This is a genomic window from Marinobacter nanhaiticus D15-8W (genome assembly GCF_036511935.1).
Taxonomy (GTDB): Bacteria; Pseudomonadota; Gammaproteobacteria; order Pseudomonadales; family Oleiphilaceae; genus Marinobacter_A; species Marinobacter_A nanhaiticus.
This window is the reverse complement of sequence record NZ_AP028878.1, coordinates 1-22032: the sequence shown is the minus strand read 5'-3', so window position 1 is coordinate 22032 and position 22032 is coordinate 1. Positions and strand designations below refer to the sequence as shown.

15 protein-coding genes, 1 tRNA gene and 1 pseudogene are annotated in these 22032 nt (G+C 58.7%); 10 read left to right on the top strand and 7 right to left on the bottom strand.

What is annotated here, in order from left to right; all coding sequences use genetic code 11:
- Positions 1-63: 63 nt before the first annotated feature.
- Both dprA and RE428_RS00080 read right to left on the bottom strand, forming a co-directional pair.
- Positions 64-1242 (bottom strand): DNA-processing protein DprA, encoded by a 1179-nt coding sequence (gene dprA / locus RE428_RS00085; protein WP_004579595.1) that lies wholly within the window; start codon positions 1240-1242, stop codon positions 64-66.
- A 112-nt stretch (positions 1243-1354) separates the two neighbouring features.
- Positions 1355-2380 (bottom strand): LysM peptidoglycan-binding domain-containing protein, encoded by a 1026-nt coding sequence (locus RE428_RS00080; RefSeq protein WP_004579596.1) that lies wholly within the window; start codon positions 2378-2380, stop codon positions 1355-1357.
- Positions 2381-2827: 447 nt separating this feature from the next.
- On the opposite strand from RE428_RS00080, the gene def reads away from it, so the two are divergent.
- From def to RE428_RS00030, 10 genes and pseudogenes are all read left to right on the top strand, one after another.
- Positions 2828-3331: a peptide deformylase gene (def, locus tag RE428_RS00075; RefSeq protein ID WP_004579597.1), complete on the top strand. Its 504-nt coding sequence runs from the start codon at positions 2828-2830 to the stop codon at positions 3329-3331.
- A 203-nt stretch (positions 3332-3534) separates the two neighbouring features.
- Complete coding sequence (fmt, locus tag RE428_RS00070) at positions 3535-4470, top strand: methionyl-tRNA formyltransferase (RefSeq protein ID WP_004579598.1); 936 nt, start codon at positions 3535-3537, stop codon at positions 4468-4470.
- Entirely contained in the window at positions 4471-5796 is a 1326-nt protein-coding gene (gene rsmB, locus RE428_RS00065; protein WP_004579599.1) for a 16S rRNA (cytosine(967)-C(5))-methyltransferase RsmB, read from the top strand. It abuts the gene before it with no gap.
- Entirely contained in the window at positions 5793-7166 is a 1374-nt protein-coding gene (gene trkA / locus RE428_RS00060; RefSeq protein WP_004579600.1) for a Trk system potassium transporter TrkA, read from the top strand. Before rsmB ends, trkA begins: the two co-directional genes overlap by 4 nt.
- A gap of 27 nt (positions 7167-7193) precedes the next feature.
- Positions 7194-8642, top strand: coding sequence for a TrkH family potassium uptake protein (locus RE428_RS00055; RefSeq protein ID WP_004579601.1), 1449 nt, complete (start codon positions 7194-7196; stop codon positions 8640-8642).
- Between the two features lie 234 nt (positions 8643-8876).
- Positions 8877-9821, top strand: a complete 945-nt coding sequence (glyQ, locus tag RE428_RS00050) for a glycine--tRNA ligase subunit alpha (protein ID WP_004579602.1) — start codon at positions 8877-8879, stop codon at positions 9819-9821.
- Positions 9822-9823: 2 nt separating this feature from the next.
- Positions 9824-11902: a glycine--tRNA ligase subunit beta gene (gene glyS, locus RE428_RS00045; RefSeq protein WP_040882968.1), complete on the top strand. Its 2079-nt coding sequence runs from the start codon at positions 9824-9826 to the stop codon at positions 11900-11902.
- Positions 11896-12474: pseudogene (gmhB, locus tag RE428_RS00040) on the top strand (D-glycero-beta-D-manno-heptose 1,7-bisphosphate 7-phosphatase); the annotation flags it as partial. The gene glyS and the pseudogene gmhB, both read left to right, overlap by 7 nt.
- A gap of 46 nt (positions 12475-12520) precedes the next feature.
- Positions 12521-12597: transfer RNA gene (locus RE428_RS00035), tRNA-Pro, on the top strand.
- Positions 12598-12809: 212 nt separating this feature from the next.
- Entirely contained in the window at positions 12810-13568 is a 759-nt protein-coding gene (locus RE428_RS00030) for a VC0807 family protein (protein ID WP_004579605.1), read from the top strand.
- Positions 13569-13679: 111 nt separating this feature from the next.
- On the opposite strand, the gene gyrB is transcribed toward RE428_RS00030, so the two are convergent.
- The 5 genes from gyrB to dnaA form a co-directional block, all read right to left on the bottom strand.
- Entirely contained in the window at positions 13680-16097 is a 2418-nt protein-coding gene (gene gyrB, locus RE428_RS00025; RefSeq protein ID WP_004579606.1) for a DNA topoisomerase (ATP-hydrolyzing) subunit B, read from the bottom strand.
- An 85-nt stretch (positions 16098-16182) separates the two neighbouring features.
- Positions 16183-17298 carry a DNA replication/repair protein RecF gene (gene recF, locus RE428_RS00020; RefSeq protein ID WP_004579607.1) on the bottom strand — a complete coding sequence of 372 codons (1116 nt, stop codon included), beginning with the start codon at positions 17296-17298 and terminating at the stop codon, positions 16183-16185.
- Between the two features lie 505 nt (positions 17299-17803).
- The gene (locus RE428_RS00015; protein WP_004579608.1) at positions 17804-19066 is read right to left on the bottom strand and encodes an ABC1 kinase family protein; all 1263 of its coding nucleotides are present in this window, start codon (positions 19064-19066) and stop codon (positions 17804-17806) included.
- A gap of 121 nt (positions 19067-19187) precedes the next feature.
- The gene (gene dnaN / locus RE428_RS00010; RefSeq protein WP_004579609.1) at positions 19188-20291 is read right to left on the bottom strand and encodes a DNA polymerase III subunit beta; all 1104 of its coding nucleotides are present in this window, start codon (positions 20289-20291) and stop codon (positions 19188-19190) included.
- Positions 20292-20459: 168 nt separating this feature from the next.
- Complete coding sequence (gene dnaA / locus RE428_RS00005) at positions 20460-21932, bottom strand: chromosomal replication initiator protein DnaA (protein WP_004579610.1); 1473 nt, start codon at positions 21930-21932, stop codon at positions 20460-20462.
- Positions 21933-22032: the final 100 nt, after the last annotated feature.

Here is a 22032-nt window from a genome sequence, read left to right as displayed (position 1 = left end):
AACACCACCAGACTGCATACAGGCTCCGCATTATGGCGCCTGCGTCGGGTGATGAACAGACCGTCAGAGCCGCTGGTAGCCGCCCGGTACCGTTGCGACCAAGCCTTCCATTTCCAGTAGCAGCAGGGATTGCATCAGCGCATCCGCCGACAGACCCGAACGATCGCAGAGTTCGTCGGTCGAGCAGGGATCGAAATCCAGGGTCTCAAGGACCTGGCGCTCCCGTGCCTCAAGGTGCTCAGGTATCTCCGGTTGAGGCGGTGGGGCGGGCGTAGTTGAATTCTCGGGGGGATCGGTATCGGCTTGCCACCAGGCTGAAAGCTCTTCCTCGATATCCGCGACCGATTCAACCAGGGATGCACCCTGACGGATCAGCTGATGACAGCCGCGAGCCAGGGGATTGTGGATCGAACCAGGGATGGCGAAGACTTCCCGGCCCTGTTCCAGAGCCAGGCGCGCGGTAATCAACGAACCACTGCGCAGACTGGCCTCCACCACCAGCGTCCCCCGGCTCATACCACTGATGATGCGGTTGCGGCGCGGAAAGTGTCCCGGCCGCGGCGGCAATCCCGGCGGGTACTCGGAGATCAGGGCACCGTTTACCAGAATCTCCTGAACCAGCGACTGGTGCGCTGCCGGATAAGCAACGTCGACACCGGTTCCCAGCACCGCAAGGGTACGACCGGCCGCATCCAGCGCCCCGCGGTGTGCGGCACCATCGACGCCCAGCGCCAGGCCACTGGTAATTACGAAACCCCGCTCGGCCAGAGCCCGGGCAAACTGCCGCGCATGGTCCAGCCCGGCCCTTGAGGCATTGCGGCTGCCGACGATGGCCAGCTGCGGCTGGGACAGTATCTCCCGCTGGCCCCGCATGTAGAGTAATGGGGGAGCGGCGTGGATCTCCCGGAGCAACGACGGATAATCCCCATGCCCCCAATGCACCAACTCAATACCCTGTTCGCGAACTTTCTGCCAGGTGGTGTTGGCCTGCTGCAAGGTGTCCTGCTGAAGATCGTGCTGTTGCCAGGCCAGGATACTGGCGCGCGCAGGCGGCGGCAGACCAATGGATTTGAGTGTGGCCGCATTGAGGCTGAGCAGTTCCAGGGGATCCGGGAGATGATCGATGATCGCCTGCCAGCGATTCGCGCCGATCCCGGGAAGGTGTGAGAGCAATAACCAGGGGCTGTCGGGATCGTCGAAGAAATCGGGGGCGACCGATGCCCGGTTTGGGGTTGAGAGCATGCTTCGTTCCGTGAGCGTGTGCGGCATCGTCCTGATACCGGGATCGTAAAAAACGGGAGGCGGCTAAGCCGGCTCCCGTTCATTCTACACTATTCGTACACTAAACCACCGATCAGGGGTTGCCGACGCGGTCACCGACAGCCAGCGCACGCTGTGCCTTGAGGATCAGGCCATAGCTGATCTTGTCGTAGGTCTGGAAGATCATCATCAGACCAGCACGCTCGTCCGGCAGCTGGAGGACCTCCTTGGTGTACGGGTCACGCACCTGGTTGCCCGCCTGGAAAACCGCCAGCACGTCGCCGACTTTCAGCCCTTCGCGGGTACCGCGGTTTACGGTGACCACATTGTACTGGCCGATCTGGGTGACCCCATTGTCCACGGCGATCATGGTGCCATCGATCTCGGTATCCGGTGCGCTCGGTGTGAAGGTCGTGTTGATCTTGCGATCTTCTATTTCAAGCAGTCGGTCACCGATGCGGACCTCTTCCTGGGTATCCTTGAGTTCCAGGGTCAGCACTTCGCCGTTGGTATCGGTTACTTCACCGGTACCGATGGACTTGGCTTCCAGACCCAAAAACTCCTGGGTGTCCGGATCGACATAACGCTGGCCACGGCGGAAAACGCCGAGCTTGTCGGATTCCGCCTCACCACGGGCATAAACGGTATCCCCGGCGCCGGTAATGATGCGAGAGTCTTCACCTTCAAGAATATACGGCGCGCCTTCCAGTTCTTCCGGTGTCACGATACGTGTCTTCGACAGGAAACTGCTGATGGCATCCAGCGGAATCGCCGGTACCGGCGTATCGATCGGGGTGGAACGAACCTGCGGCGACAGTTTCGTTACGCCGTTGGAAGAACGGGCAACCTTGGTGACCCTGCGCTCACCATCAATGTAGACCAGGGCCAGTTCATCGCCCGGGTAGATCAGGTGGGGGTTGGCTACCTGTGGGTTAACATGCCAGATTTCCGGCCAGTACCACGGGTTATCCAGGAAACGGGAAGAAATGTCCCAGAGGGTATCGCCCTTGACGACCGTATAGCGCTCCGGGTGGTCCGACCGGAATTCGGGGCCGGCCGCATGTGCCCATTGCACCATCAGCAGCATCACAGCCGTCAGAACATACAGCAGTTTCCTCATTGTCTGAATCCTTGATCGCTTACTTTAACCGAGGGAGCTCGGGCACCTCTTCTTATATAGAGAGCGACCCTAAATCAGGGTCAACCAACTACGGTAAAGGGGTCCATTGCCCACAATATTGCCTACTATAGAAGATGTAAGGGAGTTTGTGATGTTATCTTTTGTTCTTCCAGTAAATTCTGGATTCAGTCCGTAACAGGACAACCCGGCGTGCGGCTGACACTTATTGCTGGAGAGCTCCACTGGTCAGTTTGTATTCAACCCGGGAGTTGATAGATAATAGGCTATCAGCGCCATTACTAGAGTTGGCTTGAAACTTCCGACCGCGCCACGATCATAGTAGGTATGAAGTTAGAAATGCGTAGACCGCTGTCGCATTTTGGTCACGGTGTTTTATAAAACCCGGTTCCATTCAACCTGTGGTGCAACGAACGAAATTAGAGACCCATGATACTTGAGATTCTGGAATTCCCCGATCCGCGCCTGCGAACTGTTGCCAAGCCGGTAAAAGAGGTGACGGACAAGACGCGGCAGCTGATCGATGACATGTTCGAGACCATGTACGATGCGCCGGGTATTGGCCTTGCAGCGACCCAGGTCAACGTCCACGAGCAAATCATTGTCATGGATCTGTCGGAAGACAAGAGCGAGCCGCGCGTCTTCATCAACCCTGAAATCGAAGTCCTCGATGGCGATTTCCAGGATATGCAGGAAGGCTGCCTGTCCGTACCGGGCTTCTATGAAGAGGTGAGCCGTCCGGATCATGTGATGATCCGCGCCATTGGTCGCGACGGCGAGGCCTACGAAGAGGAGGCTACTGGTCTGCTTGCGGTTTGTATCCAGCATGAGATGGATCACCTGAAAGGCAAGCTGTTCGTGGACTATCTCAGTCCACTGAAGCGTACGCGTATTCGCAAGAAGCTGGAAAAGCAGCACAAGATTCGGGCGTAAGCGCGCCAATCGGTTTACAATTGGTCACACGAGACCGGGCATCAGGCCCGGTCTTTTCGTTTATGCCGCCCGGCGGCCAGGATTTACTTACGTCGCGACCATACGGCTTTTGGACCCAAGCTTCAGCGCAGCAATGGGCGGAACGTCGATGAGAAAAATGGTTACCCGGTCAGATCGACGTATCAGACAGAAGGAGGCGCTGCGTGCGCATCGTTTTCGCCGGAACTCCGGATTTTGCAGCCGTCGCACTCAAGGCGCTCCTGCAACAGAACCATGACGTCGTAGCCGTCTACACCCAACCAGACCGGCCATCCGGCCGTGGTCGCAAGCTGACTCCAAGCCCGGTGAAACAGGTTGCACTGGATGCCGATATCCCGGTGTTCCAACCGCAAACCCTGAAATCCGAAGAGGCCCAGACTGAACTTGCCGCGCTTAAACCGGAGGTGATGATCGTTGCTGCCTATGGCCTGATCCTGCCCCAGGCAGTGCTCGATGTGCCGCCCCTGGGTTGTCTCAACATCCATGCGTCATTGCTTCCCCGCTGGCGCGGTGCGGCGCCCATCCAGCGAGCCATTGCCGCCGGCGATGAGGAAACCGGTATCACCATCATGCAGATGGACGCCGGCCTTGATACCGGCGATATGCTACTGAAGCTGACTACACCGATTCGCGACACCGATACCGGCGGCAGTCTGCACGACCGTCTGGCGGATCTCGGCGGCCAGGCGATACTGACAGCCCTGGATGAGTTGGGAAAGGGCAATCTCAAGGCGGAAACGCAGGACGATACCCTGGCGAGCTACGCTCACAAGCTCAGCAAAGAGGAAGGCCATCTCAACTGGTCCGGTTCAGCCGTCGACCTGGCGCGACGGGTTCGCGCCTTCAATCCCTGGCCGGGCACCTATGCCCAGAGCGGCGAACAGAAGATTCGCATTCATACGGCCGAAGCCATCGAGACGTCCAGTGACGCCGAACCGGGTACCATCCTCAAACGGGACCGTGATGGCATCGATGTCGCCTGTGCGTCCGGTATCCTGCGGCTCCACCAGGTTCAGTTGCCCGGCGCTCGGGCGCAGACCGTCGCCGACCTGATCAACGGCGGTCGCCCGGTGCTGCAGCAAGACGAGGTCCTGCACTGAATGGCCCGTCAGCGTCTTCCCATGCGGGCGGTGGCCGCCCAGGTATTGCAGGCGGTCAGTGACGGCCAATCCCTGGCCCAGGCCCTACCCACCGGTCTCGCCCAGGTGGCGGAAAGCGAGCGCAGCCAACTGCAGGCCCTATGCTATGGCACCTGCCGTTGGTACCACCGCCTGAATGCCGAACTCAAAAGTCGGCTGCACAAACCGTTGAAGAAGGGCGACCGGATAACCGTACCGCTGATACTGGTCGCCCTGTTCCAGATACGTCATAGCCGTCAGGCTGATTACGCGGTGGTTAACGAGACCGTAGAAGCCGGCCGTTCGCTGGGCAAGCCACATCTGGCCGGTCTGATCAATGCCATCCTGCGCGCCGCCCTACGCGAAGGCGAACCGGAACCCGCCAACGATGCTGACCGCCTGAGCCACCCCGAATGGATGACCGAAAAGCTGCGTCACAACTGGCCCGAACGGTGGCAGGCGATCCTCGAGGGTAACAACGATCAGGGCCCCATGACGCTTCGGGTCAATGCGCGGCAGCAAAGCCGGGAGGACTACCTGAAAGCGCTTGGTGAGGTGGGCATTACAGCGATAGCCACGCCGTTCGCCGAACAGGGTATCCAACTCGAGCGCCCCTGCAGCGTAGATCAGCTCCCCGGCTTCGATATTGGTGCGGTGAGCGTCCAGGACGAAGCGGCCCAGCTATGCACCCAGCTGCTGGACCTGCACCCCGGACAGCGGGTACTGGACGCCTGCGCAGCCCCGGGCGGGAAAACCTGTGCCATCCTTGAGACCGCCGAAGACCTGCAGGTCGTCGCGTTGGACCAGTCGGACGAGCGCATGGTGCGGGTACGGGAGAACCTCGATCGCCTTCAGGTCGATGCACAACTGCTCACCGCCGATGCGGCGCAACTCGAGCACTGGTGGGACGGTCAGCCGTTCGACCGCATCCTGCTCGATGTACCCTGCAGCGCCAGCGGCGTAGTCCGCCGCCATCCGGATATCAAACTGTTGCGGCGAGAGGAAGATATTCCTGCCCTGGCGGACATCCAGTTGAATCTGCTGGAGCAACTCTGGACCACCCTCAAACCGGGCGGTCGTCTGGTCTACGCCACCTGTTCGGTGTTCCCGCAGGAAAATCACCGTATAATCCAGCGTTTTATGAAGGCGCATGCGGACGCCGCCCTGACCATGCCCGATCTGGCGTGGGGGCTGGATACTGGCGCCGGACGGCAGCTTTTCCCTGAACGCGGGTCCCACGACGGCTTTTTCTATGCCTGTCTGACCCGGATCGACCACCCGTCAGCGAATCAGGCCACATCGTCATGAAAATCATCATCCTGGGCGCCGGTCAGGTCGGTGGCACCCTTGCCGAAAACCTGGCCAACGAAGCCAACGACATCACCATTATCGACAGTGATGGCACGCGGCTGAGGGAACTGCAGGATCGCCTGGATATACGAACGGTACAGGGCCGCGGCTCCTACCCCAGCGTGCTGCGTCAGGCCGGTGCCGAAGATGCCGACATGCTGATCGCCGTCACCAACAGCGACGAGACCAACATGGTGGCCTGCCAGGTGGCCTACACGCTGTTCAAGACCCCAACCAAGATCAGCCGCGTGCGGGCCAACGCCTATCTGGCGCGCAAGGAGCTGTTCGGCAGCGACGGATTCCCCGTGGATGTGCTGATCAGCCCGGAGCAGGTGGTCACCCGCCATATTACCCGGCTGATCGAGTATCCCGGCGCACTGCAGGTGCTGGAATTCTCCAAGGGCCTGGCCCGGCTAGTGGCGATTCAGGCGACCAAGGGCGGGCCCCTCGTCGGTCACGAGCTGTCCTATCTACGCACTCACATGCCCAAGATCGATACCCGGGTGGCTGCCATCTTCCGCAAGGACCGGCCAATTATTCCCCAGGGGGATACGGTCATCGAGGACGGCGACGAGGTGTTCTTCATCGCCGGCACCGACCATATCCGCTCGGTCATGAGCGAGCTCCAGCCCCTGGAAAAACCCTATAAGCGCATCTTCATCTGCGGCGGCGGCAACATCGGCCAGCGTCTGGCCCATAATCTGGAAAATCGCTACCAGGTGAAACTGATCGAACGTAACCGGGACCGCTGCGTCATGCTGTCGGAAAACCTGCGCAAGACGATCGTGCTGCAGGGCAACGCCGCCAACAAGGACCTGCTGCTGGAAGAGAACATCGAGAGTACCGATGTCTTCTGCGCGGTCACCAACGATGACGAAGCCAACATCATGGCGTCACTGCTGGCCAAACGCCTGGGTGTGCGCAAGGTGCTGACCCTGATCAACAATCCCGACTACGTGGATCTGATCCAGGGCGGGGAAATCGATGTCGCCATTTCTCCGCAACAGACCACTATCGGCAGCCTGCTTACTCACGTGAGGCGAGGGGACGTCGTAAACGTTCACTCACTTCGAAGAGGCGCAGCGGAGGCCATCGAGGCGATTGCCCATGGCGACCATCGGTCGTCGAAGGTGGTGGGCAAACGGCTCGACGAGATTACCTTGCCGGAAGGCACCACCATCGGCGCCATCGTCCGCCACAACGAGGTATTGATCGCCCATGACCACCTGCGCGTCCAACCGGATGACCACGTGATCCTGTTCCTCGTGGATAAGTCCCGTATCCGCGATGTCGAGCGGCTGTTCCAGGTAGGTCTGACATTCTTCTGATCCGGACTTGGGAACCCTAGTTTACCCATGCGACTGTCGGTCATTTTCAAGATTCTCGGCATCCTGATGATGCTGTTCAGCTTTACCATGCTGCCGCCGCTGGGCATCGCCCTGCTGTACGACGACGGCCAGTGGATGCGTTTCGCCGACGCGCTGGCCATCGTCTTCATCGGCGGCTTGCTGGTCTGGGCGCCGTTCCACTCGGTCTCCGGCGATCTGCGGGTGCGGGACGGCTTCCTGGTGACGACCCTGTTCTGGGTGGTGCTGAGTGTGGCCGGCTCGATTCCCTTCTATCTCAGCGACAACCCGCCCTATACCTATGTGGACTCCCTGTTCGAGGCGGTGTCCGGTCTGACGACGACTGGCGCGACGGTAATCACCGGCATTGACCAGTTGCCGGAATCGATTCTCTGGTATCGCCAGCAACTGCAATGGCTGGGGGGTATGGGGATCATCGTGCTGGCTGTCGCCATCCTGCCCATGCTGGGTATTGGGGGGATGCAGCTCTACCGCGCAGAGGTCCCCGGGCCGGTCAAGGACAACAAACTCACGCCGCGTATCGCTGAAACCGCCAAGGCCCTCTGGTACATCTATGTCTCGTTGACGATCGTCTGTGCCGTTGCATACTGGATTGCCGGTATGACCTGGTTCGATGCCATCGGCCATAGCTTTTCCACGGTGGCCATTGGTGGTTTCTCCACCCATGACGCCAGTATCGGCTACTTCAACAGCCCGGCAATCGAGATGATCGCCGTGGTATTCATGGTGCTGAGCGGTGCCAATTTCGCCTTGCATTTTATGGCCTGGCGCTCGCGCAACCCACTGCTGTACTGGACCGATTCGGAATTCAAGCTGTACATCGGCGCACTCGCGGCTGTCAGTCTGGTAACGATCCTGGCGTTGATCCTTACCGAAACCCTCAGCCCCTTCGAGGCGGTGACCGAAGGCATCTTCCAGGTGGTCTCGCTCGCGACCACCACCGGCTTTGCCACCGCAGATTTCTCGGTCTGGCCGCTGATGCTACCCTTCCTGCTGTTCGTCATGTCCTTTATGGGAGGCTGCGCTGCATCCACCGGCGGGGGCATCAAGGTCGTGCGCATCCTGCTGATCTTCCGCCAGGGGTCACGGGAGATGAAACGTCTGCTGCATCCCAATGCGGTGATGCCGGTCAAGCTCGGCAACCGACCGGTATCGGATCGGGTACTGCAGGCGGTCTGGGGGTTCTTCTCGGTCTATATGTTCATGTTCCTGGTGATGTTGGTGATCCTGCAGGCCACGGGTCTGGATCAGGTCACCGCCTGGACCGCCGTGGGCGCGACGATCAACAACCTGGGCCCCGGACTGGGAGAGGTCACCTATCACTACGGCACCATCAACGATGTCGCGAAGTGGGTGTTGTGCTTCTCCATGTTATTGGGCCGTCTGGAAGTATTCACCTTGCTGCTGCTTTTGACCCCGGCATTCTGGCGTCGCTGAAGCAGGCGTCTTGACCAGGTGAGGGGACCCCTCGATGACAAACCTGTATGAAACAGGATCAGGTTTCGAAATAGCATCCAGAGAAGCGTATAATGCCGACTTTCCGCGCGCCGCAAGGTATTCCGCCGCTCGTTTCCATAAGCTCCATCGATAAGGGGACCGCGTGATACCAGACCCCAGAGCAGATCGGCGCCACACTTATTCGAGCTCAAACAGGCAATCGTCGTGACTGAGATGGCAAACACGGACATCAAGACGTTCCAGGGCCTGATCCTGGCCCTTCAGCAATTCTGGGCGCAGCGCGGCTGCGTCGTTCAGCAACCGCTGGATATGGAAGTCGGGGCCGGTACCTTCCACCCCTCCACCTTCCTGCGTGCCATCGGGCCGGAGACCTGGAACGCCGCCTACGTCCAGCCCAGTCGCCGTCCCACCGACGGTCGCTACGGGGAAAACCCCAACCGCCTGCAGCATTACTACCAGTTCCAGGTCGTCCTCAAGCCGTCGCCGGACAACATTCAGGAGCTTTACCTGGATTCCCTGCGCGCACTCGGACTGGATCCGCTGGTGCACGACATCCGGTTCGTCGAGGACAACTGGGAATCGCCCACCCTGGGCGCCTGGGGCCTGGGCTGGGAAATCTGGCTCAATGGCATGGAAGTCACCCAGTTCACCTATTTCCAGCAGGTCGGCGGCCTGGAGTGCTATCCCGTGACCGGCGAGCTGACCTACGGACTGGAACGCATCGCCATGTACCTGCAAGGCGTGGACAGCGTCTACGACCTGGTCTGGACCCACGGTCCGGATGGGGTGGTGACCTACGGCGATGTCTTTCACCAAAACGAGGTGGAGATGTCCACTTACAACTTCGAGCAGGCCGACACCACCTTCCTGTTCCACTGCTTCGACGTCCATGAGCGCGAGAGCCAGCGGCTTATCGAAGCGGGTCTGGCCCTGCCGGCGTACGAGCAGGTACTCAAGGCCTCCCACACGTTCAACCTGCTGGATGCCCGCCACGCTATTTCCGTGACGGAACGGCAGCGCTACATCCTCCGCGTCAGAACCCTGGCCCGTGCCGTGGCCAAGGCCTACTTCGACAGCCGCAAGGCGCTGGGCTTCCCCATGGCCCCCGATGCCCTGCGGGAAGAAATGCTGGCTGACGCGGATAAAGGGGACGCATGATCATGGCAACACAGGATTTTCTGGTCGAGATCGGCACCGAAGAGCTGCCGCCCAAGGCCCTCAAGACACTTTCCGATGCTTTCACCGCGGGCCTGTGCAAAGGCCTGGACGATGCCGGCATCAGCTACGGCGCCTGCGAGCCCTTTGCTGCGCCGCGCCGCCTGGCCGTTCGTATCCGCAACCTGGCGGACGCCCAACCGGACAAGGCTGTGGAAAAACGGGGCCCAGCGGTCAAGGCCGCTTTCGATGACGCTGGTAATCCCACCCGTGCCCTGACCGGGTTTGCCACCTCCCTGGGCGTGACCCCGGATCAGTTGGACACCATGGAAACCGATAAGGGCGCGTGGGTTGTCTATCGCACCGTGGAGCAGGGCAAACCGACCACGGATCTGCTGCCGGATCTGGTGGAGCAGTCCCTTAACGGCCTGCCCATCCCCAAGCGTATGCGCTGGGGCGCCCACAAGACCGAATTTGTTCGGCCGGTCCACTGGATCGTACTGCTGTTTGGCAACAAGATCATCGACGCCTCGATCATGGGCCTGATGGCCGGCAACCAGACCCGTGGTCACCGTTTCCATTGCCCGAAGGAACTGATCGTACCCACACCGGACGCCTATGAGGTTGTCCTGCGCGAGGAAGGCTATGTACTGGCCGACTTCCAGGAGCGTCGTGAGAAAATCCGGGCCGGCGTAAACGCCATCGCCAAGGAACAGGGACCTGGCCAGGCCGTGATTGATGAAGACCTGCTGGACGAGGTCACCGCACTTAACGAGTGGCCGGTACCGTTGCTCGGCAAGTTTGAGTCACGTTTCCTCGACGTGCCCGCGGAAGCGTTGATCTCTTCCATGAAGGAACACCAGAAATATTTCCACGTGGTGGACGAGAGCGGGAAGATGCTGCCGCTGTTCATTACCGTCGCCAACCTTGAAAGCAAGGATCCGGTCCAGGTGATAAGCGGCAACGAAAAGGTCATCCGCCCGCGTCTGGCCGATGCCGCTTTTTTCTACGACACTGATCGCAAGCATACCCTGGAAAGCCGGGTCGACGCCCTTAAGCCGATTATCTTCCAGGAGAAGCTGGGCAGCCTGCACGACAAGTCGGTCCGCGTCGCTGCCCTGGCGAAAAAGATCGCCGAGGCGATCGACGGCAACCCGGCCCACGCCGAACGCGCCGCCATGCTGGCAAAGACCGACCTGGTCAGCGAGATGGTTCTGGAGTTCACAGACCTGCAGGGCATCATGGGAGAATACTACGCCCGCAACGACGGCGAGCCGGAGGATGTGGCCAAGGCGCTGAACGAGCAGTACATGCCCCGTTTCGCGGGTGACGACTTGCCGCAGGGTTTGACCGGTTGTGCCGTCGCCCTGGCTGATCGCCTGGACTCCCTGGTCGGCCTGTTCGGTATCAACCAGCCTCCATCCGGCACGCGGGATCCATTCGGCCTTCGCCGCTCGGCCCTGGGTGTCCTTCGCATCATCGTCGAGCGAGAATTGCCGCTGGACCTGCAAACCTGCTGCGAATGGGCCGCAGGAAACTTTTCCGGCCTGGAGCTCGACGATCCGGCCACCCCGGTGGTGGACTACATGCTCGAGCGCTTCCGTGCCCATTACGAGGAGCAGGGCATCAGCGCAGAAGTCTATCTGGCGGTCCACGCCCGTCGTCCCACCCGCCCGCTGGACTTCGAACAGCGCATCCGTGCCGTCGAGGCCTTCCGTCGGTTGCCGGCTGCCGAAACCCTGGCGGCCGCCAACAAGCGTGTATCCAATATCCTGATCAAGCAGGGCGGTGACAGCCTGAGCGACAAGGTCGACCGCAGCCTGTTGAAGGATGAAGCTGAGGTTGCACTGGCCAGTGCCGTGGAAGAGCAGAGCGGCAAGGTGACGCCCCTCTTCCAGCGCGGCGACTACGCGGCGGCGCTGACATCACTGGCCGATCTGAGGGAACCGGTCGATCGGTTCTTCGACGAAGTGATGGTCATGGCCGATGACGGCGCCATTCGCGCCAACCGCCTGGCCCTGCTGAACCGTTTGCGCAACCTGTTCCTGCAGGTCGCAGACATTTCGCTGCTACCCGCGGGTTAACCACCATGCTGGTGATCCTCGATCGGGACGGTGTGATCAACCGCTACAGCGGCGAATACATTTGTTCCGTCGAGGAATGGCTGCCGATCGCCAGCAGCATTGAGGCCATGGCCAGACTGACCCAGGCGGGCCACCAGGTGGCCGTTGCCACAAACCAGTCGGGTATCGCCCGCGGTTATTACGACCACCTGATCCTCAACCAAATGCACGCCCAGCTTCATCGACTGGTGGAGGCGCTTGGCGGCAAGGTCGATTGCATTACCTATTGCCCCCATCATCCCGACGAGGATTGCCAGTGCCGCAAGCCACGGACTGGCCTGCTGGAGGACATACGTCAGCAACTGGGGCTGGCTGATCTCAGCGATGCGGTGATGGTGGGGGACAGCCTCAAGGATCTGGAGGCCGGTCTGGCCGCTAGCTGCAGGGCCGCAGCCCTGGTTCGTACCGGCAATGGCAAGGAAACCGAACTCTACCTCAAGGAACATCCCCTTGAACGGGTTTCGGTCTGGGATAACCTGGCGGATTACGTGGCTCATCTCCTCGATAACGAGGCCGCTGAAAAAGCCCGCTAACGGGGCTGGCAATCTGCAGCATGATCAGTATAATACGGCGCAAATTCGGCGTGTGGCGCAGTCTGGTAGCGCACTTCGTTCGGGACGAAGGGGTCGCAGGTTCAAGTCCTGCCACGCCGACCATTTTCCCGCCTTTTCAATAGCTTATCCCCAACCCTAGATCTTTTCCAGTATCACTTCCGGGCTTGAAAGCTACAGTCTCACAGGCCATTCTTCGTTATACTGCTTCAGACTTTCTGATATCGATTTCGTGGTCTCCCCCCGCGTTGTCGATCTAATGGTTGTCGATTCGTGTACCAACGCCTTTATTTCTTCTATCCTCGGGTTGGATCTCTATGACTTCAGGTAACAACACCGCCACCGCCAATGGCCAGCAACAGCAACGCCCCTGGGTGGACCTACTGATCAGCATCATCATTCCCTCGGTCATCCTGATGAAATTCAGTGGTGAGCAGGATCTGGGGTCAGCCAAAGCACTGGTGGTTGCTCTGGCCTTCCCTTTGGGTTGGGGCCTCTATGAACTAGTACGCTTTGGTAAGCGCAACTTTATCGCCGTGCTGGGTTTGATCAGTATCCTGCTTACCGGCGGTATTGGCCTGCTGGAACTGGACGCGGAATGGCTGGCTATCAAGGAAGCGGCGGTCCCGCTGGTAATTGGTCTGGCGGTCTTGATCTCCACCCGCACCAAGTATCCGCTGGTGCGAACACTCCTTTATAACCGTACCGTGTTGGATGTGGACAAGATCCACGACGCACTGGTGGAAAAGGGCAACGAGACGATCTTCGAAGCCCGGCTGATGCGGGCCAGCTACTATTTTGCCGGTACCTTCCTGTTCAGTTCGATCATGAACTACATCATCGCCAAATGGATCGTTACCAGCCCATCCGGTACGCCTGCATTTAATGAGGAGCTGGGGCAAATGACGTTGGTCAGTTACCCGATGATCGCCATTCCTTCGATGCTGATGATGTTCGCTATCTTTTACTATCTCTGGCGTTCTATTCGGTCGCTGACCGGCTTCAAGTTTGAGGAGGTGCTGTCTCCTGCTCTTCACGAACAGCATGAGGCCAAGAAGAACTCGTCAGACCAGTAGCCAAGACATCGCTCTCCGAGACGCAAAAAGCCCGGTTCCTCTTCGAGGACCGGGCTTTTTCTTTGCCGGAATCCCGTTAAGGATTCCGTAGGTTTGGTTTGAACCGGACGATCAGACGTCGAGGTTGGTGACTTCCAGCGCGTTGGTCTGGATAAAGTCACGACGAGGTTCGACCTCATCACCCATGAGGGTGGTGAAAATCTGGTCCGCAGCGATGGCATCCTCTATGGTGACCTTCATCATGCGGCGCGTTTCCGGGTCCATGGTGGTTTCCCAAAGCTGCTCCGGGTTCATCTCACCCAGTCCCTTGTAGCGCTGGATATTAAGCCCTCGTTGAGCTTCCTTCATCAGCCAGTCGAGGCCGCCCTCGAAGCTGAGTACCGGCTGCTTGCGCTCCCCACGCTGGATATAGGCACCGTCTTCCACCAGTCCGTCGAGCTTCTCCCCGAGACGGGCAATCGCTGCGTAGGAGCCGGACTCGAAGAACTCGTGGTTGAACACATGGGTATGTGGAATACCGTGCACAAAGATGTCCACCTTAGGCACGAACAACTTGCGCTCGGGATCTTCATGCACCGAGAACACGTATTTGGTGCCCGTGCGGGTATCCAGGTCCAACCCGGCACCCAGGCGCGCCACCCACTTGTCCACAGCCTCTCGAGTGTTCAGGTCCTCGGGCTTAAGCGTGGTGTTATGCAGCATCTGCTCGAGTACACGAGCGGGGTAGGCACGGGACAGACGGTCAATCATCGCCAGGACGGACTGGTATTCCTTGACCAGTGATTCCAGCGCGGAGTCAGCGATCGGCGGCGCCGACGGGTTGACGTAGAACTGTGCGCCTTCCAGCGCGGTCTGGGTCAGGTAGGCTTCCTTGGCCTTCTCGTCCTTCAGGTACTGTTCCTGCTTACCGCGCTTAACCTTGTACAGCGGCGGCATGGCGATGAATACGTGCCCGCGCTCGATAATCTCGCGCATCTGGCGGAACAGGAAGGTCAGCAGCAGCGTGCGGATGTGCGAGCCATCCACGTCCGCATCCGTCATGATAATGATGGAGTGATAGCGCAGCTTGTCGGGATCGAACTCCTCGCGCCCGATACCGCAACCCAATGCGGTGATCAGCGTGCCAACCTCTGCAGAGGAAAGCATCTTATCGAAGCGAGCTTTCTCTACGTTGAGAATCTTACCTTTCAGGGGGAGGATGGCCTGGGTCTTGCGGTCGCGGCCCTGCTTGGCGCTACCACCGGCAGAGTCACCCTCCACAATGTAGAGTTCAGAGAGGGCGGGGTCCTTTTCCTGACAGTCAGCCAGTTTGCCGGGCAAACCGGCGATATCCAGGGCGCCTTTCCGACGGGTCATTTCACGTGCCTTGCGGGCAGCTTCCCGGGCTCGGGCCGCTTCGATCATCTTATTGACGATCAACTTTGCCTCGTTCGGCTGCTCCTGCAGGAAGTCGGAAAAACTCTGATACAACTCCTGCTCCACTGCGGTTTTAACTTCCGAGGAGACCAGCTTGTCCTTGGTCTGGGAGGAGAACTTCGGGTCGGGTACCTTAACGCTGATAATCGCTGTCAGGCCTTCACGAGCATCGTCGCCAGAGGTCGCTACCTTGGCTTTCTTGCCCAGGCCTTCCTGGTCGATATAGCTGTTCAGGGAACGGGTGAGGGCCGCGCGGAAACCTGCCAGGTGAGTACCACCATCCCGCTGGGGGATGTTGTTGGTGAAGCAGAAGATGTTTTCCTGGAAGGCATCGTTCCACTGCATTGCGACTTCTACCGCGATGCCGTCTTCCCTTTCACGATTGAAATGGAACACGCGGTTGATCGGCGTCTTGTTCGTGTTGAGATGCTCTACAAACGCTCGCAGACCGCCATCATACTGAAAGAGATCTTCCTTACCGGTGCGCTCATCCTGCAAGCGAATACGCACACCGCTGTTCAGAAAAGCCAGTTCCCGCAGGCGCTTGGCCAGGATGTCGTAATGGAAAACGATATTGGTGAAGGTCTCCGGCGAGGGTACGAAATGCACTTCAGTCCCGCTCTTGTCCGTATCGCCTTTAGCCTCAAGCGGCGCATCGGGCACGCCGTCACGGTAGATCTGCTCCCAGACCTTATTGTCTCGGCGAATCGTCAGCCGCAACTGGGAGGAGAGGGCATTGACGACCGAAACGCCGACACCGTGTAGCCCGCCAGAGACCTTATAGGTATTGTCGTCGAATTTGCCGCCGGCGTGGAGTACGGTCATGATGACCTCGGCCGCGGAAACACCTTCCTCTTCATGCAGGTCTACCGGAATACCACGGCCGTTGTCCCGTACCGTGACAGACTCGTCCGGGTGGATCACAATCCCGATCTCGGAGCAGAAGCCGGCGAGGGCCTCGTCGATCGAGTTATCCACGATCTCGAACACCATGTGGTGGAGACCTGTGCCATCGTCCGTGTCACCGATGTACATGCCTGGACGCTTGCGAACGGCATCCAGCCCTTTGAGGACCTTGATGCTGGAGGAATTATAAGAATTCGACGTAGTCATTCGGACGCTCCTGAAGCGCGGGTCTTGTTCGTGGGAACCGCTGATTCGGTCTAGCGGCAATCCTGGCCGGCCCTGAAAACCGGAATCAGAAGTTCCCTAACGTAAACTCGCCATGTTCCACGTGGAACATTTTGAAATCGGGCATTGGTTCCCGCCAGAGTTTGTCAGGGCGGGGCGGCTCGATAGAGGTGATAAACACCTGACTACCAAGATCACGGAGCTTGCCGGCCAACATCTGCCGATGCGGCTCATCGAGCTCCGCATTTATATCATCCAGTAAAAACGTACACTGCCGGCCAAAAGCCCTGAGCAATTGACCTTGGGCAATCTTCATCAAAATAACGAGGGTTTTTTGCTGACCTCGTGACAGGGTCTCTGCTACCGGACGACCCTGATACTTCACACGCATATCCGCCCGGTTCGGGCCATATAAGGTGTGCCCGACCTTGGCCTCCTGCTCGCGATGGTTTGCCAGGACATCCGCCAGGGTCGATTTGCGATCCCATCCAGGGAAGAATTCAAACTTGAGGTCGCTACCCCAAGGCACCCCAACATCCTCGATAACGGTCAGAAGTAGGGGGTGGAACCTTTCGAAAACGTCGCGCCTGGCATCGGTAACCTGTTCTGCCAGGGCCACGTATTGCTGGTCCCAGATCCGGAGTAACGCCTCGTCAATTCTACCATTTCTGAGGATTTTATTCCGCTGGGAAACGCTTCGCTGAAACTGTTGCCATAGCGCTGAAAAACCATGTTCCACGTGGAACACTGACCAATCCAGAAACTGGCGTCGCTTACCCGGGCCACCCGACACGATATCGAAAGTACCGGGATCAATCACCGAGACCGGCAAATGACGGGCAACAGCCGAAAGGCTACGAACCCGCTCCCCGTCGACTTTAAGGCGGGTCTCTCCCAGACTCAGGTCCCGCGACAAGCCAATTCGATGGGTCTGATGGTCGGCCGGTTCACCCTCGTCGCGCACTTCCCCGAAAACCGTAAGGCTTTTGGTGCCATGACAGACCACGGCCTCGTGGCGATTCACCCGGAACGAGCGGCCAAGTCCGAGATAGCCAATAGCCTCAAGCAGGCTACTTTTGCCACTCCCGTTTTCGCCGTAGATGAGATTTACAGACGGAGAGAAAATAAGGTCGGTGGGGGCAAGGTTCCGGAAATGCTGTGTCTGGAGTCTGATAAGTGCCATGCACCAATAGGATCCGTTCGGAAAAGCGCAGTGCCTAGTCTACAGGTTCCCTGGTCATACGTGCAGGTTTGATTGAAGAAGACAGCTCGCGCGGCGGGGCGTAACAACAGGCAGCGGATGAGAAGCGCGAAAACGACTGCCTTCCTTATATAGGTATGGCGTTAAGCTAATGAGCAATACAACGCACTGCGCAACCGTAATTATATCCCGAACCAAAAAAAGGGTTCATCGCGGATTAGCGTGACGGGGAGGCCGGGAGTCCTCCGCACGAGTCGTAAGACCTTGGGCACCTTCGGCGCCTCAGAAGCTGAAGCATCTGCTACATGCTCGAGTTATCTGGAAAATGTAGCCGACGCTTCAGCTTAGGAGCAGCCTGCAGGGCTGGCCATTCCCGGGATGCTTTCCGTTATACGATTCCCACTAAGGTGCGATGGACCAAAAAAAGGCCCCATCCGGGGGCCGTCTTTATCGCTAAGTGCTGGCTGACTATGGAGTTTGGAGTTGATCAATGCAACATCGTCAACCGCTCGTCCATGAACATATCCATCTCCGGCGCGAGGATGTGCACGTACCGGTCGAAATACAGGAATTGCTTGATCAGTAGCGCAAATTCCCGTGGGAAGTGCAGGCCGTGTTGTTCGCCAATCTTCACCATATCCATCAGGATATTGTTCACCTCATCCTCTGCCTCCTCGGCAAGGTACGGCGTATCCGGCACCATGTGATCCATTTGGTGGTATAGCCGCCGTAAATCATCGGCGAACTGGTCGACATCGATGGTTTCGTGTGTCACACCGATGCGCACCATGGCACCCGCCATACCTTCGAAATTACCGACCATGACCGCAGAGATAAAGTCAGATACGGCCTGCCACGTGTCCGGCTTTATCCGCCCGACAATGCCAAAATCGATAAAACCAACCCGACCGTCCCGCAATACCATCAGGTTGCCGGCATGCACGTCGGCGTGGAAGAACTCACATTGGGTAAGGCTGGAAAACCAGGTGTTCATCGCGGTGATCAACGTACGTTCCGGATCGCTGGTGACTTCGCGAATACTCTCAAGATCCGTCAACGGAACGCCATAGAACCGCTCCATCGTTAGCACACGACGCGTGCTGACGTTCTCGTAGACCATGGGAACGGTCGCGCCATCGTTATGGGAATCCAGCAGGAACTGCCGGAACGTCTTGAGGTTGTTCGCTTCCTTGATGAAGTCGCATTCCTCCATCATGGTCTTCTGGATCTCTTCGACAATGCCGGAAAGCGAAGTCCACGATAACTTCGGCGCAATGGTTTCCAGGATGCGCGCAGAGGCATAGAGAAAATTGAGGTCCGTGAGCAGGATATTTTCCACACCTGGTTTCTGGATCTTGATCACCACGTCCTCACCGCTGACCAGCTTAGCCGAGTGCACCTGGGCGATAGACGCCGACGCCAGTGGGACTGGATCGATCTCCGAATAGATCCGATCCAGCGGTTGTCCGAGTTCTTCCCGCAGGATCCGTTTCATCACGCTAAAGGGCAGGGCAGGCGTGCGATCGAGGCAGTTCTGGAATTCCTCGACGTAGCTGGGCGGAAAGAAGGTAGGAGAGCTGGCGATAAACTGGCCGAGCTTGATGTAGGTGGCGCCCAGATTCTCGAAGGTCTGTCGAAGCAACCTGGGTGTCGGAGGGCGATCGCCCCTGACCCAGTTGACGCCGGTCTTGCCCAGCACCGACAGGGTCTGGCCGATCCTGAACGCGCCCTTGATACCGTTTACTATCATGACCGTTTCTCCCTGTGTCTTGCGTGGAAACGACCGCTAATCGACAACCCAACCCGAAAAAGAAGCGGCCCGAACCAACGACGCCTGCCGGCAAGCAAGCCCCGCGGTCACTGCGCTAACCTTACAGCCTCATCGGCATGACGACATACAGACAGCTGGCGTCATTTTGGGCCTCGATCAGCGCGCTGCTATTGGGGTTGGACAGCGTGATCTTTACCTGGTCATCGTCCAGCGCATTGAGTACGTCCACCAGGTAGCCGACATTGAAGCCAATCTGCAGGGACTCGCCCTGGTAATCCACAGGCATGGCATCCTCAGCCTGTTCCTGATCCGGGTTGTTGGCGAAGATCTGCAGTTCACCAGGCACCAGGTTCAGCCGTACACCGCGGATGTTCTCGTGGGACAGGATACCCGCCCGCTGCAGGGTGTTCTTGAGCGTGGCGCGATCGGCCAGCATCGTCTTGTCACCGCCCCGGGGAATCACGCGGTTATAGTCCGGGAACTTGCCCTCGATCAGTTTGGACGTAAAGGTGTAGGCGCCAATAGTTGCACGCAGATGGTTGTCACCGAATACCAGTGTGACCGGCGTTTGGACGTCATCCAGCAGCCGCGCCAATTCAAGAACCCCCTTACGTGGGACAATGACCTGCCGCGGTTCGCTAATACCCGTCGCGACGCCCTGATGGGACATCGCCAGCCGGTGCCCGTCGGTCGCTACCGCGCGAAGATGCTCCGCGTCGACTTCCAGCAACAGGCCATTCAGGTAGTAGCGCACATCCTGCTGGGCCATAGCGAATGCAGTGGCGTCCAGCATGTCGCGCAAATCCGCCTGCGCAAGTTCCAGCCGAAAACTTTCGGCATCGTCTTCGACGTTGGGAAAGTGCTCCGCCGGTAGGGTTGACAGGGTGAAATGACTGGCCCCGCACCGCAGATGCAATCGGTCACCCTCCAGGTTGAGCTCGATCGGCGCCTCGTCGCCCAGCGCCCGGCAGATGTCCGAGAGCTTGCGCGCGGGTACCGTGATTCGCCCGGGCTGATCCACATGCACCGGCGTAATGCGGCCCACCAGTTCAACTTCCATATTGGTCCCGGTCAGCGTCAACGTGTTTTCTTCGGCTACCAGAAGCACGTTAGACAATACCGGCATCGTCTGTTTGCGTTCCACCACGCCGGCAATCGACTGAAGTGGGGTCAGGAGGGACTCGCGGCTGATCGTCAGTTTCATGGCACTCGGATTCTGCTCGTGGATTATTGGGGCACCTGAAAGGCGTTTCCTTTTATATACAAAGACCGTCTAGTCACGGGTTGCGTCTTATATACAAAGACCGTCTAGTCACGGGTTGCGTCTTATATACAAAGACCGTCTAGTCACGGGTTGCGTCTGCCAACGGGTTCAAGTCGTCAGCAACCGCATGAAGTTCTGGTAGTCCTCACGGATATTGGTATCCGATTCCTGCAACTCGACGATTTTCTTGCAGGCATGCAGGACCGTCGTATGGTCACGCCCGCCAAACGCGTCGCCGATTTCAGGCAGGCTGTGATTGGTCAGTTCCTTGGCCAGCGACATGGCCATTTGCCGCGGCCGGGTGACGGTACGGGTACGGCGCTTCGAGAGCAGATCCGCAACCTTGATCTTGTAGTACTCTGCCACCGTGCGCTGAATGTTGTCGATGCTTACCTGCTTCTCGTGCAGGGCCAGCAGGTCCTTGAGGCTCTCACGGATAAATGGCGGGGTAATTTCCTGCCCAGTGAAGTGAGCATTCGCTATCACCAAGCGCAATGCGCCTTCAAGTTCACGTACGTTGGAGCGAATCTTCTGGGCAATGAAGAAGGCGGCCTCGCTGCTGAGCCGGACATTGGCCTGCTCCGCCTTTTTCATCAGAATCGCGACCCGGGTTTCCAGTTCGGGCGGCTCGACCATCACCGTAAGCCCCCATCCGAAACGGGACTTCAGCCGCTCCTCCATATCGGAGATTTCCTTGGGGAACCGGTCGCAGGTGACAATGACCTGCTGTCCACCCTCGAGCAACGCATTAAAGGTGTGGAAAAACTCTTCCTGTGAGCGCTCCTTGCGGGCAAAGAACTGGATGTCGTCGATGAGCAGCGCATCTACAGACCGATAATAACGCTTGAATTCGTTAATCGCGTTGAGTTGCAGCGCCTTGACCATATCCGCCACAAAGCGCTCGGAACGCAGGTAGGCCACTTTGGCCCGGGGATTACGACGCACGATCTCGTTCCCCACGGCGTGCATCAAATGGGTTTTACCCAGACCCACCCCGCCATAGAGGAACAAGGGGTTATAGGCACCGCCGGGATTCTCTGCCACCTGCATGGATGCGGCACGAGCGAGTTGATTCGACTTGCCTTCGACGAAGGTTTCGAAGGTAAAGCTCTCGTTGAGGAAGCTCTGGTGCTTGATATCACCTTCGACCTGGACACTCCGTCGCGCCGATGCTGCGGGCCGCGCAGCCGGAGCGGTCGTGGGACTGGAGCGATCCACCAGCGTGGCGGCAACGCCTTTCTCTTCCTCGCTCACGGTCTCTGCGCTGTCTTCCTGCCGTGTCTGCCGCCGGGGCGTGTCTGAGGACCGGCGCACCGGTGCTGCAGCCGACTCTTCCGGGGCCGACCCTACACGCATATTGATACGAGGCGCCTGCCCGCCCTGCAAATCCTTCAGCACCTCTTCAATGCGGCGGAGGTATTTCTCATTCACCCAATCCATCACGAACCGGTTAGGGGCAAATAGCATAAGCTGATCGTCCCGGTGGTCGGACTGCAGCGGACGAAGCCAGGTATTGAACTGTTGTGCGGGAAACTCATCCCGAAGTACTTCAAGACACTGATGCCAAATGGTCTGTGGCACGACAGCCTGCCTCCAATGCGTAGCCGATCCCGGATAGGACGTTGCAGAACCATAGCGCTCGACCACGCGGCGTTGGAAGTCCACTCGTGCACGCGTCCGA

Bases quoted from the DNA above. Each gene is read 5' to 3' on its own strand.
- dprA (WP_004579595.1), bottom strand. From the start codon at position 1,242: ATGCTCTCAACCCCAAACCGGGCATCGGTCGCCCCCGATTTCTTCGAC.
- RE428_RS00080 (WP_004579596.1), bottom strand. From the start codon at position 2,380: ATGAGGAAACTGCTGTATGTTCTGACGGCTGTGATGCTGCTGATGGTG.
- def (WP_004579597.1), top strand. From the start codon at position 2,828: ATGATACTTGAGATTCTGGAATTCCCCGATCCGCGCCTGCGAACTGTT.
- rsmB (WP_004579599.1), top strand. From the start codon at position 4,471: ATGGCCCGTCAGCGTCTTCCCATGCGGGCGGTGGCCGCCCAGGTATTG.
- trkA (WP_004579600.1), top strand. From the start codon at position 5,793: ATGAAAATCATCATCCTGGGCGCCGGTCAGGTCGGTGGCACCCTTGCC.
- RE428_RS00055 (WP_004579601.1), top strand. From the start codon at position 7,194: ATGCGACTGTCGGTCATTTTCAAGATTCTCGGCATCCTGATGATGCTG.
- glyQ (WP_004579602.1), top strand. From the start codon at position 8,877: ATGGCAAACACGGACATCAAGACGTTCCAGGGCCTGATCCTGGCCCTT.
- glyS (WP_040882968.1), top strand. From the start codon at position 9,824: ATGGCAACACAGGATTTTCTGGTCGAGATCGGCACCGAAGAGCTGCCG.
- RE428_RS00030 (WP_004579605.1), top strand. From the start codon at position 12,810: ATGACTTCAGGTAACAACACCGCCACCGCCAATGGCCAGCAACAGCAA.
- gyrB (WP_004579606.1), bottom strand. From the start codon at position 16,097: ATGACTACGTCGAATTCTTATAATTCCTCCAGCATCAAGGTCCTCAAA.
- recF (WP_004579607.1), bottom strand. From the start codon at position 17,298: ATGGCACTTATCAGACTCCAGACACAGCATTTCCGGAACCTTGCCCCC.
- RE428_RS00015 (WP_004579608.1), bottom strand. From the start codon at position 19,066: ATGATAGTAAACGGTATCAAGGGCGCGTTCAGGATCGGCCAGACCCTG.
- dnaN (WP_004579609.1), bottom strand. From the start codon at position 20,291: ATGAAACTGACGATCAGCCGCGAGTCCCTCCTGACCCCACTTCAGTCG.